Annotated in this window: 11 protein-coding genes and 2 pseudogenes; 9 read left to right on the top strand and 4 right to left on the bottom strand. The window is 63.8% G+C overall.

The features are described from left to right. Window positions 1-22: 22 nt before the first annotated feature. Complete coding sequence (locus P5W99_RS33535) at window positions 23-1,336, bottom strand: ABC transporter substrate-binding protein (protein WP_434665583.1); 1,314 nt, start codon at window positions 1,334-1,336, stop codon at window positions 23-25. Between the two features lie 214 nt (window positions 1,337-1,550). Here P5W99_RS33535 and P5W99_RS33530 point away from each other — a divergent pair, with 214 nt between their 5' ends. Further along, window positions 1,551-2,615 carry a Gfo/Idh/MocA family protein gene (locus P5W99_RS33530; RefSeq protein ID WP_421028140.1) on the top strand — a complete coding sequence of 355 codons (1,065 nt, stop codon included), beginning with the start codon at window positions 1,551-1,553 and terminating at the stop codon, window positions 2,613-2,615. Between the two features lie 4 nt (window positions 2,616-2,619). Here P5W99_RS33530 and P5W99_RS33525 read toward each other — a convergent pair whose 3' ends face one another. After that, on the bottom strand, window positions 2,620-3,525 hold the full coding sequence (locus P5W99_RS33525; RefSeq protein WP_421028139.1) for an NAD-dependent epimerase/dehydratase family protein: 906 nt from the start codon (window positions 3,523-3,525) through the stop codon (window positions 2,620-2,622). Between the two features lie 143 nt (window positions 3,526-3,668). Between P5W99_RS33525 and P5W99_RS33520 the strand changes: the two genes are divergently transcribed. The 8 genes and pseudogenes from P5W99_RS33520 to P5W99_RS33485 form a co-directional block, all read left to right on the top strand. Continuing rightward, a complete protein-coding gene (locus P5W99_RS33520; RefSeq protein ID WP_421028138.1) occupies window positions 3,669-5,441 on the top strand; it encodes an FAD-dependent oxidoreductase in 1,773 nt (590 codons plus the stop codon). Beyond that, window positions 5,428-6,039 (top strand): NIPSNAP family protein, encoded by a 612-nt coding sequence (locus P5W99_RS33515; protein WP_434665578.1) that lies wholly within the window; start codon window positions 5,428-5,430, stop codon window positions 6,037-6,039. The genes P5W99_RS33520 and P5W99_RS33515 overlap by 14 nt, the downstream gene beginning before the upstream one ends. 13 nt (window positions 6,040-6,052) lie before the next feature. Continuing rightward, complete coding sequence (locus P5W99_RS33510; RefSeq protein WP_434665576.1) at window positions 6,053-6,886, top strand: sugar phosphate isomerase/epimerase family protein; 834 nt, start codon at window positions 6,053-6,055, stop codon at window positions 6,884-6,886. A 112-nt stretch (window positions 6,887-6,998) separates the two neighbouring features. After that, entirely contained in the window at window positions 6,999-8,399 is a 1,401-nt protein-coding gene (locus tag P5W99_RS33505; RefSeq protein ID WP_421028135.1) for an MFS transporter, read from the top strand. Window positions 8,400-8,486: 87 nt separating this feature from the next. Further along, window positions 8,487-9,344: an IclR family transcriptional regulator gene (locus P5W99_RS33500; RefSeq protein ID WP_421028134.1), complete on the top strand. Its 858-nt coding sequence runs from the start codon at window positions 8,487-8,489 to the stop codon at window positions 9,342-9,344. 595 nt (window positions 9,345-9,939) lie between these two features. Then, window positions 9,940-10,194: pseudogene (locus P5W99_RS33495) on the top strand (hypothetical protein); the annotation flags it as partial. A 584-nt stretch (window positions 10,195-10,778) separates the two neighbouring features. Then, the gene (ltrA, locus tag P5W99_RS33490; RefSeq protein WP_421073582.1) at window positions 10,779-12,482 is read left to right on the top strand and encodes a group II intron reverse transcriptase/maturase; all 1,704 of its coding nucleotides are present in this window, start codon (window positions 10,779-10,781) and stop codon (window positions 12,480-12,482) included. Window positions 12,483-12,564: 82 nt separating this feature from the next. Beyond that, window positions 12,565-13,668: pseudogene (locus P5W99_RS33485) on the top strand (IS110 family transposase); the annotation flags it as partial. Window positions 13,669-14,162: 494 nt separating this feature from the next. Here P5W99_RS33485 and P5W99_RS33480 read toward each other — a convergent pair. Both P5W99_RS33480 and P5W99_RS33475 read right to left on the bottom strand, forming a co-directional pair. Further along, window positions 14,163-14,672 carry an acetone carboxylase subunit gamma gene (locus tag P5W99_RS33480; protein WP_434665572.1) on the bottom strand — a complete coding sequence of 170 codons (510 nt, stop codon included), beginning with the start codon at window positions 14,670-14,672 and terminating at the stop codon, window positions 14,163-14,165. A 23-nt stretch (window positions 14,673-14,695) separates the two neighbouring features. Then, on the bottom strand, window positions 14,696-17,020 hold the full coding sequence (locus tag P5W99_RS33475; RefSeq protein ID WP_434665569.1) for a hydantoinase B/oxoprolinase family protein: 2,325 nt from the start codon (window positions 17,018-17,020) through the stop codon (window positions 14,696-14,698). Window positions 17,021-17,030: the final 10 nt, after the last annotated feature.

The raw sequence follows: 17,030 nt of genomic DNA, 5'->3' as shown, positions 1-17,030 counted from the left end.
GTCCGTGCTCCAGAATGCGGCGTCAGCGGGCGGCCATCGTGCAGCCGATTTCCTGGCGCGAACCGTAGAGCCGGTCGAGGTCGGCGGGGTTCTGCGGCACGACGGAGACCTGATTGAGCCAGTCCCATTTGTCGGTGATGTGGTCCTTCACCTTGAACACGGTCCAGCGCCGCAACAACTGGTGGTCCCACGGCCGGAAATACGCGGGGCTGCTGCTGTCGCCGACCTGCACGGTTTCGAGGCTCTGCACGATGTCGCCGCCCGAGGTGCTCTTCGCCTCGTTGACTGCCTTAAGCAGCGCGCGCGTGGTGAACCAGCCGATCCACGCCTTGTCTGCGGGCGGTTTGCCGTACTTCGCCATGTACTGTTTGACGAAAGCAACCTCTTCGGGCGAATGACCCGGTGAGCTGAAGTGCCAGGGCTTGCCGTAATAGCCGGTTGCGGCGTCAACGTTGATCGACCAGAGGTCCGAGTCGCCGATGATCGGGCAGGCCACCGGAATCTGGCCTTTCATGCCCATTTCCGCGTACTGCTTGAGAAAGGTGGAGAGGTCGCCTCCCGGCAGGCCGAGCAGCACGACATCGGGCATCAACTGGCGGATCTTGAGGATGAACGAGCTGAAGTCGGTGGTGTTGAGCGGCGTGACGTCGGCGCCTGTGATCGTGCCGCCGGACTGCTTGAGCAACTCCGACATCGAGCGCTGGATGTCCTGCCCGTACGCGTAGTTCGCGACGAGGAAATGCCACTTCTTGCCGATGGCGAGCAGCGAAGGCGCGAGCGCGCGACAGGTCACGGGCGTCGGGCTCAGCACGCGGAAGGTGTACGGATTGCAACTGCCGCCGGTCAGCTCGCGCGCGGCAGCGTTGGGCGCGATATAGGGCGTTTTCGTGCGCATCGCGACTGAGGACATCGCGAGCGACGTGCCGCTGTTCGTGCCGCCGATCACGGCGATCGCCTTGTCCTCTTCCACGAGCTTCTGCATGTTCTGCTGCGCCGACTGCGGGTTCGGCTCGTCGTACCAGACGAGATCGAGGCGGCGGCCGCGCGCCTGGTTGCCTGCCTGGTCGAGCGCGAGTTTCACGCCATTGGCGATCACTTCGCCCTGTTCGGTCCACACGCCTTGCTTGGCCATCAAGAGTCCGAGCTTGAGCGGCTGTTCGCCCTGTGCGCGCACGAAGGCAGGTGCCGCGAGCACCGCCGCGCCGCTCGCGAGCGCCTTGCCCGTCGTGGTGAGCCACGCGCGCCGCGAGAGCACCGGGCCTACTGGCGCATTGGCCGTGGGGGTTGAGTGGGCCTGTGCCTGAAGGCTGCTGTCCTCGTTGTGCTTTTCCGTCATCTGTCTCCGCTCCTGTCCCGATTGAATGGGTCTGTTTCGTTGTGACGCCACAGCGGCCGAACCCGCCGTGCCGAAAAGTTTTGTGAACTCTAGTTCAAAGTGGAATAGCATTCAACAATAAAAGCAATTTCAGGGTATCAGGGTAATCACCGTCATCACCCGCGGCGACACCCTGGACACAACCCGTTCAACCGAAGCAAGGAGGAGTGAGGCAATGGCAAGGAGACGTCTGGCAGTGATCGGCGCGGGCGCGATCGGCAGGATGCATGTGGAGCGCGCGCGGCTGCATCCGCACGCAGAGGTGGTGGCGATCGCGGACCCGTCGCCGGCTGCTGAGCAGTTCGCGCGCGCCGAAGCGCTGCGCTGGTTCGCCGACTACGAGGCGATGCTCGACGAGGTGCGCCCCGAAGGCGCGATCGTTGCGACGCCGAACGCGACACACGTCGATGTCGGGCTAGCGTGCGTCGCGCGCGGGATACCCGCGCTGATCGAAAAGCCGGTCGCTGATCACGTGGAGGACGCATTGCGGCTGGACCGCGCCGCGCGCGAGGCGAACGAGCCGCTGCTGGTGGGCCACCATCGCCGCCACAACCCGATCCTGCGCCGCGCGCGCGAAATCGTGCAGTCGGGCAGGCTCGGCAAGCCCGTTGCGGCCAATGCGCTGGCCACGTTCTACAAGCCCGATGCGTACTTCGACGTGCAGTGGCGACGCCAGGCAGGCGGCGGTCCGGTGCTCATCAACCTGATCCACGACATCGACATCATGCGGTTCCTGCTCGGCGAAATCGTCGAAGTGCAGGCGCAGACCTCGAACGGCGTGCGGGGCTTCGAGGTGGAGGACACGGCCGCCGTGCTGCTGCGCTTCGCGAGCGGGGCGCTCGGCACGATTGTCGTCTCGGACACGGCCGCTGCGCCGTGGAACTGGGATCTCGCGGCGGGCGAGGCGACCCATTATCCGCGTCAGCAGGAGAACACGCACTTCCTGATCGGCACGGATGCATCGCTCACGCTGCCGCAGCTCGACGTGTGGGAGTACCGCAGCGGCAAGGGTTGGCACGAGCCGCTGACGGTGGAGCGCAGCACGCCGCACGCGCGCGACCCCTATCATGAGCAGTTGCGTCACTTCGCGGCCGTGATCGCGCGCGAAGAAGCGCCGGTATGTGCGGCCGATGATGGCGCGCGCACGCTGGCCGCGACACTGGCAGTGCATCGCGCGGCCACGACGCGCGCGCCAGCCACGCCGATGCTGGATGAAGCGCTCGAGGCGGCGCAGCGCTAGACGATCAGGATGCCTCATGACCGTGGCGGTAGAACGCCACGGTCTGGCGCAGACCGTCATCGAGCGGCGTTTGCGGCAGGTCCGGCAGCAGGCGCGCTAGCGCGGGATCGTGCGGGAACGCCGTGGCGATCGGCAGCGGCGGACCGCTCGCGTCAATTTGCGCGCCGGGCGCGATGGCCGTGATCTTGTCGATCAGTGTGCCGACCGGCGTCATCTCGCCCGCGAGCGTGAACGCGTGCGCGCCGTCGAACTCGCTGAGCAGCGCCGCTTCGTAGGCTGCGGCGACATCGTCCGCGAACACGAGACCCGTCTGTCCGCTGAATGGAATCGTGTAGCGTTCGCCGCGCGCGGCTGCGCGGCAGGCGAGGCTCGGCCCCGCACTCGAACCCGTTTCGCGCCCCGCGCCGTAGACCACCAGCGGCCGAAAGCCGATGCTCGCGATGCCGTGATCGTGCCAGTACGCGCGCGCGGAGCCTTCGCAGGCGAGCTTGAACGCGCCGTAGTGCGTTTGCGGCAGCGGCGTGGCGCCGTCGTCGGGGCCGAACACGCCGGCGCTGCTCGCATAGAGCACGCGACGCATGCCTGCGGCGCGCGCGGCTTCGAACACGTTGAGCGTGCCGATCAGGTTGATTTGGACGCCGCGCACCGGGTTCGCTGCGCAATCGTGCGTGAGAATGCCGGCGAGATGAACGACGGCGTCGCAGCCTTTGAGTGCGCGCGCGGTGTTGTCCGCGCTGGCGATGTCGCCAGTGCGCCATTGCACCGAAGCCGCGCGACCAGGTGCAAGTGCCTCGACGATCCGTGCGTCCGCGCGCAGGTCGAACGCGACGCAATCCATGCCGCGCGCGAGTAGCCGCTTCATGATCCATGCCCCAAGAAAACCACTACCACCCGTGATCAGTACCCGCATCGTCCCGTCTCCATGTTGTTGGTCAGGTCACAAAGTCTTTGCCAAATCTGAATTTGTGGAATAGTATTCCACAACGAAAACTAATTCTACAAGAGCAAATGGACACTGCCTCTGGAGACACAGGAGCAAAGGCGATACCGAACATGAAGCGTGAACCGATACTCGATTGCGACGTGCTGGTGCTGGGTTCCGGCGCGGGTGGACTCTCGGCGGCGGTGACGTCGGCGGCGCAGGGTTTGCGCGTGATCGTCGCGGAAAAGGAAGACGTGTTCGGCGGCACGACCGCGTGGTCGGGCGGGTGGATGTGGATTCCGCGCACCCCGCTAGCGACGCGTGCGGGCATACGCGAGGACATCGAGACGCCGCGCACTTATCTGAAGAGCGAACTGGGCGAGCAATACGATGTCGCCAAGGTCGATGCGCTGCTCGAGCGCGGGCCGGAAATGGTCGAGTTTTTCGAGCGCCATACGGCCGTGCGCTTCATCGACGGCAATCGCATTCCCGATTTTCATACCACGCCGGGCGCGGGCACGGGCGGCCGCTCCGTGTGCGCGATGCCGTTCGACGGCCGCGAGCTGGGCCCGTTGATCGGCAAACTGCGCACGCCGCTCTCGGTCACGACGATCAAGGGCATGGCGCTCGGCTCCGGGCAGGATCTTGTGCACTTTTATCGTGCTACGCGCTCGCTGCGCTCGGCGTTCTATGCGAGCCGCCGCCTCGCGGCATTCGGCTGGCAGAAGCTGCGTTACGGGCGCTCGATGCATCTCGTGAATGGCAACGCGCTGGTCGCGCGGCTGTTGAAGTCGGCAGCGGATCGCGGCGTGGACCTGCGTACGCGCGCAAAGGCGGTCGGACTCTTGCGCGATGCATCGCGCGTGACGGGCGCGCGCGTCGAGATCGATGGCGTGGTGCACCAGGTGCGCGCCGCACGCGGTGTCGTGCTCGCGTGCGGCGGCTATCCGCACGATGTGGCGCGCCGCGCGCAGACCTTCGGCTATACGCCTTCTGGCCGCGAGCACTGGTCGGCCGCGCCGCGCAGCAATACGGGCGACGGCATTCGCCTCGGCGAGTCGATCGGCGCGTATTTCGACGGCGCGCTGGAGGCGCCCGCCGCGTGGGCGCCGGTGTCAATGGTGCCTGAGCACGACGGCGTGAAGGACGTTGCATTCCCTCACCTGATCGAGCGCGCGAAGCCCGGTGTGATCGCAGTCTCGCGCGCGGGCAAGCGCTTCGTGAACGAGGCGTCGTCGTATCACGACTTCATCGGTGCGCTGCTCGACACCACGCCAGCCGGCGAAGAAGTCTGCGCGTGGCTCGTGTGCGACCACCGTTTTCAGCGCCGCTACGGCCTGGGCTTCTCGAAGCCGTTTCCGTTTCCGACCGGGCCGTATCGGCGCGCGGGTTACCTGAAACGCGGCGCGACGCTCGCGGCGCTGGCGGCGCAATGCGGCATCGACGCGAACGCGCTCGCAGCAACGGTCGCGACCTACAACCAGTATGCGAAGCAGGGCGTCGATCCGCAGTTTCACAAAGGCTCGACGCCGTACAACCGTGTGCAGGGGGATGCCGGTCACGAGCCGAACCCGTGTCTCGCGCCAATCGAAAACGGCCCGTACTACGCGGTGAAACTGCTGCCCGGCAGCCTCGGCACGTTTGCGGGCCTTGCCACGGATGCATGCGCGCGCGCGCTCGACCGGGGCGGCCGCGTGATCGATGGCCTCTACGCTGTGGGCAACGACAGCGCCAGCATGATGGGCGGCTGCTATCCGAGTGGCGGCATCACGCTCGGCCCGGCGATGACCTTCGGTTATCTCGCCGGACTCTCGCTTGCCGAACCGCAGCAGATCGTTGCGCGCGCAGCGGATTCCGGTCCGAACACCATTTACCCTCAAGGACAATGCAATGACACTGTATGACGTAGTGACGCTCACCGTGAAAATCGGCGCGAACGCGCAGGTTTTCGAAGGCATCAAGGCAAGCGGCAATCCGCAGGGCGGCAAGCTGCTAGGCTGCTGGTACTCGGATATCGGCGCGCTCGGCAAGGTGCTCGTGCTGCGCGGCTTCGAGTCGGAGGCGGCGCTCGTGGGCGAGCGCAAGAGCATGCTGCTGGAGGGCAATCCGTTCGGCGTGGGCGAGTTCGTCGACGATGTGAAGACGGAAAGCTACGCGCTCTTCCCGTTCCTGCCGCCTATCGAGCCTGCCGTGCATGGCGGCATCTACGAGATGCGCGTGTATGGTACGAAGCTTGGCAGCCTGCAGCACACGATCAACGTGTGGGAGCAGGCGGTACCCGAGCGCACGAAGCGCTCGCCGCTCGTGGGCGCGATGTATTCACTCGACGGCGACGTGCCGCGCTTTCTCAACATCTGGCCGTACGCGAGCGTGGACGAGCGCTCGCGCGTTCGCGCGGAAGCGGTGAAAGACGGCGTGTGGCCGCCAAAGGGTGGACCCGCGCACCTCACGACGATGGAATCGACCATCTGCGTGCCGGCGCCGTTTTCGCCGCTGCGATAACCAGGAGGACACCATGACCCAGCCTCAACCGCGCGCGCTGTCGCTTTCGGCGCTGACCGTGCTCGAACTAAGCCCGCCGCAGATGGTGCAGTGCGCGGCCGATGCGGGCTACGACTACGTGGGTCTGCGCCTGCTGCCCGCGACCGACCACGAAGTGCGTCACGAGATCGTCGGCGATACGCCGCTCAAGCGCGAGACACTTGCGGTTCTGAAGGACACGGGCATGCGCGTGCTCGACGTCGAAATCCTGCGCCTGAAGCCCGATACCGACGTGAACAGCTACAAGCCGATGCTGGAAACGGCTGCCGATCTGGGCGCGCGCTATGTGCTCGTGGCGGGGAACGACCCGGACGCAGCGCGCACCGTCGACCGGCTGGGCCAGCTTTGCGACATCGCGGCGCCGCTCGGCCTCAGGCCCTCGCTGGAGCCGATGCCGTGGACCGACGTGAAGGACATCACGGCGGGCGAGCGCGTCGTGAAGGCGAGCGGGCGGACCAACACCGGTCTCATCATCGACCCGATCCACTTCGACCGCGCATGCTCGTCGCTCGACGCGTTGCGTGCGCTACCGCGCGAATACTTCGGCTACGTGCAGTTCTGCGACGCGCCAGCCGAGCGCCCCGCCGACCTCGACACGTTGCTGTTCCAGGCGCGCTGCGAACGGATGATTCCGGGCGAGGGCGGCCTCGACCTGGTCGGCATCCTGCGCGCATTGCCCGACCACCTGCCGCTCAGCGTCGAAGTGCCGACCGAGCAATGGGCAAAGACGACGCGCGCCGTTGACCGCGCGAGGCGTTTGCGCGAGGCGACGCTCGCGGTGCTCGAAAAGGCCAATGTGACAGCCTGAGCGCATGTAGTTCGTCCCAAACATCGAGCAGCCTGGCGAGGTGGCCAGCAGAAGCGCCAATCAGGCTTGCATATGAAATCGACAACAAAAAGAACATGACACGGAGACAAACATGGCTTTTTCAGAAGCGGCCCAACCGGCCAGTCAACGTCAATTCGCAGGCAAGAATGCGGCCGCGCTAGACGTCCAGCAGTTTCTCGACGACCAGCCGGTCGGGCGCTTTCAGGCGCTCGTGCTCCTGCTGTGCATGATGATTGTGATGCTCGACGGCCTCGACACGGTCATGATCGGCTTCATCGCGCCGTCGCTCTCCAGCGCCTGGGCGATTCCGCGCGACGCGCTCGGGCCGGTGATGAGCGGCGGCCTGCTCGGCCTTGCGTTCGGCGCGCTGGCCGCCGGCCCCATGTCGGACCGCTTCGGGCGGAAGACGGTGATGACGGTGGCGGTGCTGTTCTTCGGCGTGTGGAGCTTCGCTTCCGCGTTCGCCGTGAACGTGCCGTCGCTCACGGCGCTGCGCTTTCTCACGGGCATCGGTCTCGGCGCCTCGATGCCGAATGCGGCGACGCTCATGGCCGAATACGCGCCGCCGCGTCGCCGCGCGCTGATGGTGACGGCGGTGTTTTGCGGCTTCACGTTCGGTGCCGCGGGCGGCGGTTTCGTGAGCGCATGGCTGATTGCGCAGTGGGGCTGGCAGTCGGTGCTACTGCTCGGCGGCGTGCTGCCGGTCGTGTACGTGCCCGTGCTGATCAAATGGCTGCCCGAGTCGGCGCGTTATCTCGCGCTCAAGGAAAGCCGGCGCGAACGCCTCGTGAGCGTGCTCAACCGCTTGAAGCCCGGTTCGGCCGACGGTCAGACGCGTTTCGTCTCGCATGAACCGGCGCGGGCGCCTCGCAGCCCAGTGCGGGCGATTCTCTCGCGCGAGCACGCGTTTGGCACGGTGATGCTGTGGATCTGCTATTTCGCGGGGCTGCTCACGGTTTACCTGCTGGGCAACTGGCTGCCCACGCTGATTCGGGGTCTCGGCTTCTCGCTTGCCGAAGCGGCCGTCGTGGGTGCGCTTTTCCAGGCGGGCGGCACGGTGGGTTCGGTCTTGATCGGCTGGCAGATGGACCGTTTCAATCCGCATCGCGCGCTCGGCGCGACCGTGCTTGCGGGCGGCGTGCTCGCCTGGTATATGGGCGCGTCGGCCCACCCGTTCAGTATCATCTGCGTGCTCGCGTTCGGCATGGGCTACTGCATGAACGGTTCGAACACCGGTTTCTGCGCGCTCGCGGCCGGGTCGTATCCCACCGAAATGCGCGCGACCGGCACGAGCTGGATGCTCGGCGTGGGCCGCTTTGGTGGTATTGCGGGCGCGATGGTGGGCGCCGCCATGCTGCATGCGAACTGGAGCTTCGGCGCGGTCTTCACGGTACTGGCGGCGCCTGCGGCAGTGGGAGGCATGGCGGTGCTGCTCAAGGGCGCGCGTCACCGCGGCGAGTTTACGGCGGTGAGCGTGAGCGCAGGGCATTGATTGAGCACACACACATACGAATCAGCTTGAATTCCAGTGTGGAATTGTGTTCTCATTTGTCTATCACGACACTGATGAGAAAGCGATATGGCAGGGAATCTTGAGCGTGCACTTGGCGTCCTCGAACTGTTGGCGAAGAACGGTGGCCGCATGCAGCTGGCCACCATCGCGGACACGCTGGATATCCCGCGCAGCGGCACGCACCGCCTTTTATCGATGCTGATCGACGAGGGCTTCGTGCGTCAGGACGAGGAGCATGGCGAGTACATGCTGGCCATGAAGCTCGTCTCGCTGGCGTTGATCTACCTGTCGACGAGCGGCGTGTTCGACATCTCGCAGCCGGTTCTCGATCGGCTGGCCGAGGCTTCGGGTGAGCTCGCGCGGCTGGGCGTGGTCGAGGACGATCACATCACATTCGTCGGCAAGGCGCAGGGCGCGAAGTCGGGCTTGCGCTACGACCCCGACATGGGCAGCAACCCGCCGTTGCACTGTACGGCGAGCGGCCAGGCGTGGCTCGCCACGCTGCCGGACGAGCGCGCGATCGAACTGGTGTCGAAGCAGGGTGGACTCGGGCCGAAGGCACAGAACGTGCCGCGCGCGCCAAAGACAATCCAGCAATTTCTCAAAGATCTGAACGGTGCGCGGCAGCGTGGTTATGGCATGGCCATCGAGACCTACGAGGCGGGCATGACGTCAATTGCGGCGCCAGTGCGCAATCCGGTGACTCAGGAAGTTGTGGGTATCGTGAGTCTCGCGGGACCGAGCAGCCGCTTGCCGGAAGAACGGCTCAAGGAACTCGCGCCGTACCTGCTCGAGGCCGCTTCGGACATGGGGGCAGCCACGCTCAGTTCGCGAATTTTCAAACGGAACGTGGTTTCGGCGTCGGCACCGGAGGCCACTCAAGTACCTGTCGCCAAAGGGCGGAGCCGGTCAGCGCAGAAATGAGCAGTCGGGTTCACAACCATCTGGCGTTCACCGTGTTTTGATTTGGAGGTATGCGCATCGTCGGCGGTCTCGATCCGGTCGGTGTGCAAACCGTTTTGTCGCGCGGGAGATATGCGCGCTCGTCGTCATGACTTGACATAATTCTATATTGTCGACGTTTTTGTCGTTATATTTGTTATCCTAAATAAGAGGATGGAGTGGCAAAGTTCGCGTTGAGAGTGACGGACGCGGCGATTGGATCTCACGATGTCACGACCTGAAACATTGAATTCAGGCGAGGCGCCCGTGGCACGCCGCGTTCTGTACGTCAAGCAGGACATAACACATTATAAGCAGTCCAAACCCGTGCCAGGTCCGGCGTTTGCGGAGAAACAGGGGTGGGGTGTATACAGGTGAACGGCAGCGCCGCGATGACCGGCCCACCAACGGTGCGCGTCTGCGGCCCTCACGCCGCGAGGCGAGCCCGCTTATAAGCATGGTCCGGGATTCGTCGGCGACAGTGGTGAGCAGCGCAAGCTGCATCCCGTTCAGGAGATCGAGTCAATTGCGACGCATCCCATGGCGCTGTCGCTCACTAACCAGTGTGGAGCCGGCCATGGCGATGCGCAAGCACGAAGACAATCCCGAAGTATTTCCCAATGCCGCCGGCATCGATGTGGGGGCCTCGAGCCACTGGGTGGCAGTACCCCGGTCGGCAGCTGAAGAGCCTGTGCGCGAATTCGGCGCGATGACCGATGACCTGCACGCGCTGGCCGACTGGCTGCTCGCGTGCAAGGTTGATACGGTGGCACTGGAATCGACGGGCGTGTACTGGATAGTGCGACGTGAAAGTCGCCAGATTCGTTGTTTCATCGCTGAAGTTGGCGGTAGGAAACCGGGCGTTCCGTCGCCCGTAGTCTATCGGTGCATGCGTTGCTGGTAACGGCAAGGTGTGAAGCCACCGAGACAATGGAGCCCCGGCGCAAGCTACGCTGAAGTCGTGAGACTGATGTGCCTCTGTGAGTGTCAATGCGGAGGGAGCCCTAGACTGGATGGCATGGTCAAGATATCTGAACTGCTGGTAAACATCGTCAAGACTGAAAAGGCCAAAGACACTGAAAGGCCTTGCCCAAAATGGGAACGTAGTGGGCCCGCCTCTGATCCATGGGGCGGCACGGACAGGAACACTACCGGTGAAGAGGCAGGATCTAAACCATCCGTGCGAATCTGGTGGAACACGGAAAACCCGTATCGCTGCCCATTCGGGCAGGCTGACCGCAAGGAAAGCTGTAGGCGGTGCGGGCATGGGAGTGCGGAAAAAGCGAAGGCCGCCCTGTAATCGGGCGGATAGGGATTGCGTCGCAAGGCAGCATCATCCCACGCGAAAGCGGGCAGACTTCCGCATGGTCTTTCATTACTAGAGAGTTTGATCAACCTTTAAAGGAGGAGAGGCAGATGACGGTGCAGCGGCAAGGCACTGGTGCGTCCTCCGATCGCGCGAAGCACTGGCACAGCATTGACTGGGCCCGGTGCCATCGCGAGGTCCGAAGGCTGCAGACACGCATAGTGAAGGCCGAACAGGCTGGCAGGCACGGCAGGGTGAAAGCCCTGCAATGGTTGCTGACCCACTCGTTCAGCGGCAAGGCTCTCGCCGTCAAACGGGTGACTGGGAATCGTGGCAAGAAGACTCCGGGCGTGGATGGTGTCACATGGTCCACGCCGGGAGCGAAGCTCAAGGCAGTGCTGTCACTCAAACGGCGCGGCTACCGGCCGCGTCCGCTGAGGCGGATATACATCCCCAAGGCCGATGGGAAAAAGATGAGACCTCTTGGAATTCCGTGTATGGTCGACAGGGCATGGCAAGCGCTGTATCTGCTGGCTCTGGATCCCATCGCAGAAACCAGGGCGGACCCAAACTCATACGGGTTCAGGACTGCCCGGTCCACGGCTGACGCTATTGAACAATGTTTCAAAGTTCTTGTACGCTCTGATAGCGCGCAGTGGATTCTGGAGGCCGACATCCGCAGCTGCTTTGACGAAATCTCGCACGACTGGCTGGTCGCCAACATCCCCACGGACAAGGCGATACTTCGAAGATGGTTGAAGGCTGGCTACCTTCATAACCGTATCCTTCACTCAACGGAGGCGGGTACCCCGCAGGGCGGTATCGTGTCCCCCACGTTGATGAACATGACGCTCGACGGACTGGAGCAGGTGCTTGTTGAGAAATTCTACAAGGGCAGCAAAAGTCCGTTGAAAGTCCACTTCGTCCGGTATGCCGACGACTTCATCATCACCGGCGCAACACGGGAAGTACTGGCCGGGGAAGTTCGGCCGCTGGTCGAGCAGTTTCTGGCGCACAGGGGCTTAGCGCTGTCGTCAGAGAAGACCCGGATCACGCATATCGACGAGGGGTTCGATTTCCTCGGCATGACCGTTCGCAAATATGACGGCAAGCTGCTGATTAAGCCGGCGAAAACGAGCGTTCAGCGCTTTCTGCGCAGGCTGCGGGAAATCGTGAAGGGCAATGCCACGGTACGGCAGGACGTGTTGATCGGGAAGCTCAATCCGTTGATTCGTGGATGGGCCAACTACTATCGACATGTTGTGTCGAAACGCATCTTCAACAGGGCCAATTGTGCGATCTGGCAATGTCTGTGGCGCTGGGCGCGACGTCGGCACCGGAACAAAGGCGCACGCTGGGTACGGCAGAAGTATTTCCGGTCTGTCGGTGCACGGCATTGGATCTTTGGAGCGGAAACAGGCAGAACGCTCAGCACAGGAAAGCCTGAACTTCTGGCGCTACACGACATCACCAGCACGCCGATCCGGCGGCATCGCAAGATCAAGGGTGCCGCCAATCCATTCGATCCGCAGTGGGAAAGCTATTTCGAGGAGCGGTCAGGTCTCGCAATGATGAACTCGCTGAAAGGCCGAATGCGACTGATCCGGTTGTGGCTGCATCAGGAGCGCGCGTGCCCCGTGTGCGGCCAGATGATCACAAAGTCCAGTGGGTGGCGCCTCTTCCACCTGGAACGAGTGACCGACGGCGGCACGGACGCAAGCCGCAATCTGGTGATGCTGCACCGGGACTGTCACAGGATCGCGCGTGTTCGCCGATTTCCGGTGGTGAAACCGGCTCCGGTGACGGGGCTTTGAAAGGCTTGAGCGGAATGCGGGGAAACTCGCACGTTCCGTTCTCAGGGGGCGGCGGCGCAGCAATGCGCTGCTGCTACCCGACCCGGTGTACGAAGTGCTCGAGCAGCGCGGGCTGACGGTGTGGCTCGTTGACGCGCGGCAGATGAAGTACGTGCCAGGTCGCAAGAGCGACATCATGGACTGTCAATGGCTGCAAAAGCTCATGAGCCTGGGGCTGCTACGCGCGGCCTGGCGCCCTGGCGCGGACGTCTGCGTGGTGCGCGCGGTGGCACGCCAGCGCGAGGTGTTGCTCACCGAGCAGGGCAGTTGGGTGCAGCGCATGCAGAAGGCGCTCGTGCAGATGAACCTGCAGCTTGCCGAGGTGCTCAGCGACGTGATGGGTGTAACCGGACAGGCGATCGTGCGCGCAATCGTCGCTGGCGAGCGCGACCCGAAGGTACTGGCCAGACACCGTCACGGCCGCGTCAGGGCCAGTGCGGCCGAGATCGAGCGGGCGCTGACGGGCAACTGGCGCGACGAACACGTGTTCGTGCTCGGCCAGGCGCTGGCGATGTTCGACAGCCTCGCGCAGCGCATTCTCGAATGCGACGCGAAGATCGAGGCGCTGTTGATACCCCTCGGACGTCACGACCTCACGCTCGACGGTCCGGGCAAGCGCAGCGGCAAGAATGCGCCGCACTTTGATGCGCGCGCCGCACTGGCGCGTTGGGCGGGGGTGGACCTGACCCGCATCAACGGCCTGTCGGTCACCACCGTGATGACGATCCTCTCGGAGATCGGCCCCGACCTGAGCCGCTTTGCCAGCGTCAAGCACTTCTGCTCGTGGCTGGGGCTGTGTCCAGGCACGAAGATCAGCGGCGGCAAGGTATTGAGCGCGCGCACTCGACGCTCCACTAACCGGGTACGGCAGGCGCTGAAGCTTGCGGTCATGGGCCTGTCACGCAACGATTCGGCGCTCGGTGCGTTCTACCGGCGCCTCTGCGCGCGCATGGACAAGCCGCGCGCGAATACGGCGGTCGCCCACAAGCTCGCCCGAATGGTGTACTTCATGCTCACACGCGGCGAGGCCTTCGTCGACCAGGGGCAGCAGCGCTACGAAGACCAGCAGCGCGAACGCAGCATCGCCGCGCTCAGGCGCCGTGCCTCCGCACTGGGCTTCGAGATCACCCCGACCCCACGAGCCTGAAAACCCTCGGCTTTTTAATGTTTCTCAGGAGAGCGCAGCAGATGGGGCGCGCTAGCCAGCTCGGCATCGTCAGGAGTGCGCTCTGTGAAAAGATCCACAAGGACAACCTGCTCGAAGCGTTCAGTCAAATGAGGGGCGCGCAACGTTCAGTTGAATGAACGCGTTACGTGGCTCAGGCAGCTCGCCGATAGCCGGTCATGCACTGATGCTCGGATCGGGGCGAATAGACTTGCCACAATCCGTCCTCGTGCCGAAAGACAGCGACCACAAGCAAGTTACCGGGCCGTATGGCCCGGACAGTGACGCAGCGGACGCGCCCGCCGTTCGCGAGGCTCGTGCGCGTGATATGGATCGTTCTCGCACAGCGCATCCGAACCGCTTATGGATCTGCATTCTCAGTGACGTTCTGGCTGCATTCATTTCTGTCTCGGTGCAGAGAAGCACATGTTACGGAGGGGGCATGCGTTACCTGCCCCCTCTGCTTCAGCCGCCGGTCAATCCGCAGCTCGTTCCGGCACCGGTAGCTGCACCCATTCCTTATAGAAAGCCTCGATGTCTGGCTCGAAGTCGTGGATCACCGGATACCACGGGGTGGGCGCCTCGACATCATGCATGGTGCCGCACGCCGGGCAGTAGTACTCGCGATAGACCTGCCACTGCGTGTCCGGGGCCATCAGCTTCGGATAGACCTCGGTCATCGCCTCTTCCGTGTCGCGCACGTAGATCGCGGCATGCACCTTCCAGTTCTCGCGGTAGTCGCAGAACTCGTGGCCGCAGTCGCACTTGACCAACCACTTCTTGCTCCTGGCCGATTGCACGATATGGAGGTGAGGGCCAAGCGGGAGCACGATGCGGTCGGCGAACGTGACCTTGGCCTGCAAGGCTGCCAGATACTGCTCGAACCGGCTCTCGTCCTTCGGCATCGAGAGCATGCGGAACGTGGTTTCCCAGTCCAGGGAGCCTTCGACGAGGTGCGCGACCTGTTCATTGGTGTAGGCTGACATTTCTCTACTCCTCTATGGGGTGATTACTCTTCGACCTGGACGACGGTGGTGACGTCGGGCAACAGGGAGAGATCCATGCGGTGCTTCGCGCCGTAGGACGGCACGCCCAGTTCTTCCTCGAGCAACTGCCAGTCCGCGGGCAGGCTCCAGAACTGCTTGAACTCCCGCGTGAACTTCTCCGACAGGGCGAAGCTGGTGGCGAACATGTGCTGCACCTGGACGGACGCGTGCTTGTTGAGTATGCGTTCGCGCTCTTCCTTCATCCATTCGCGCGTCGGCAGGGCCCGGGCCAGGCGCTCCTTGCGGACCTCGGCGCGGCGGCTTTCGGTCCCGGCGACATCCACTGTGAACACGCCCTTGCTATCCTGGGTGAAGACGGCGCCATAGACCTTCTGCGCGTATTCCGGCAGCAGGAACTTCTGGTTGAGGTCCGCTTCGATGGCCTTCGGGTCACGGTCAAGCGGGTCGCCAAAACCGGGGCCGCCCCGCAGGTAGTTCAGGTAGAGGTCATGATTCGAATAGCAGTCCTCGGTCGTGATGCACTGCTTGTCGCGCTTGACTTCGGCGGTGGCGTCGATGTGGCGCTCGAAGTCGGGGTTCGTTGGGTCGATGTCGCCGCCGAGAGGTAACGAGTCGCCGATGGCGATGCGCTGCTCGAGGCCCGTCTTGTGTGCCTCGAAGCGATAGCCTGTGGCGGAGGGATAGCCCCCCATCATGCCCCAGTCGCTGTTCATGAAGCCATTGCCCATGAAGAACATGGTCCAGTCCTGCGCGTTCCACACCATGCGCAGCGTCTCGAAGCCGCAGCCGCCGCGGTACTTGCCGTAGCCGCCGGAGTTGGCCTTGACGTTGCGGCCGAGGTAGAGCAGCGGTTCGGCCATCTCCCAGATCTCGATGTCGCCCATGTCGCCTTCGGGGTTCCAGATGGCCGCGGCGTGGTTGAGGCCATCTTTGACGGCGCAGGCGCCGGTGCCGCAGGAACTGGCCTCGAAGCTGTTGACCGCGTGGATCTCGCCCTCCTGGTTGATGCCCCCGCCTTGAAGCCAGTTGGAGGTGTTGGCGTTGCCGGCATTGACTTCCTCCAGATAGCCGCGGCTGAAGTAGGACTGGGAGAGGCCGCGCCACAGGGCCGCCCAGCCCGAGACGAGGAAGTGCCAGGCGTAGGCGTGGCCGGTGCGACGATCATCCGGATTGCACCACGTGCCCTTTGGGAGGCGGAACTCGGTGGCGAAGTAGGCGCCGTCGTTGATGCGCTGGGTCGGCACCAGGGTCTGGCACATCATCACCCAGATCCCGGAAGTAAATGCCACCTGGTGGGCATTGAAGGTGTGCCAGCCCCAGCGGCTCGCGCCCTCGAAGTCGAGGCGCCACTTGCCATCTGCCTTGATGGTCATCTCCACCGGCGAATGCATGATGGAGTCGAGCTTGGCGAAGGCATTGGAGACCTGCACATCCTCGTGCTTGTACGGTACGTCGACGAAGGAGACCTTGCGGTACTTGCCGGGCAGGGTCATGGCCTTGATACGGCTCTGCAGCCCTCTGCGGCCTTCTTCGATGACCTCATAGGTGAACTTGTCGTAGGCTTCGATGCCATCGGCACGGATGACCTCTTCGACGAGGTCGCGGATCATGTGGCAGCCGGCGATGCGGGTGCGCTCGTCGAGAATCCAGTACTTTGGTGTGCGAACCGAACGCTGGGACTCATGGAGCCAGTCGCGGAAGGGCGTGTCGTTGGCGCCGGTCTTGCGGCAGGTGATCATGTAGCCGTCGCCGAAGCGCTGGGCCTGGCCCGTGGACATGGAGCCCGGCGTCACCGAGCCGGTGTCGATGACGTGCGTGACGCCGCCGACCCAGCCGATCAGCTTGCCGTCCCAGAAGATCGGCACGATGGTGGCGATGTCGCAGGGGTGGACGTTGCCGATGGAGCAGTCGTTGTTGGTGAACATGTCCCCGGGGTTGATGCCGGGGTTGGCTTCCCAGTTATTCTCGATCATGTACTTGATCGCTGCGCCCATGGTGCCGACGTGGATGATGATGCCGGTCGAGGTCAGCACGCAGTCACCCACGGCGTTGTAGAGCGTAAAGCAGAGTTCACCTTCCTGCTCGACGATGGGACTGGCGGCGATCTTCTTTGCGGTTTCGCGGGCATGCACCAGGCCACCGCGCAGCTTGGAGAACAGCTTTTCATAGCCGATCGGGTCGCGGTCCCGGAACTCCAGCTTGGTGAGGCCGTTGTAGTGGCCGGAAGCCTGCGTGCGCTCGATGATCGCGTCGCGGCACTCCTTGAGGGTCTCTCCGCTCTTCAGCAGGTTACCGAGGCCCACTTCCTTGTTGCTCATGATGTTCATGACGTGTCTC

It is taken from the genome of Paraburkholderia sp. A3BS-1L (assembly GCF_051125215.1).
In the GTDB taxonomy this organism is placed as follows: domain Bacteria; phylum Pseudomonadota; class Gammaproteobacteria; order Burkholderiales; family Burkholderiaceae; genus Paraburkholderia.
This window is presented reverse-complemented; position numbering and strand designations above follow the sequence as displayed.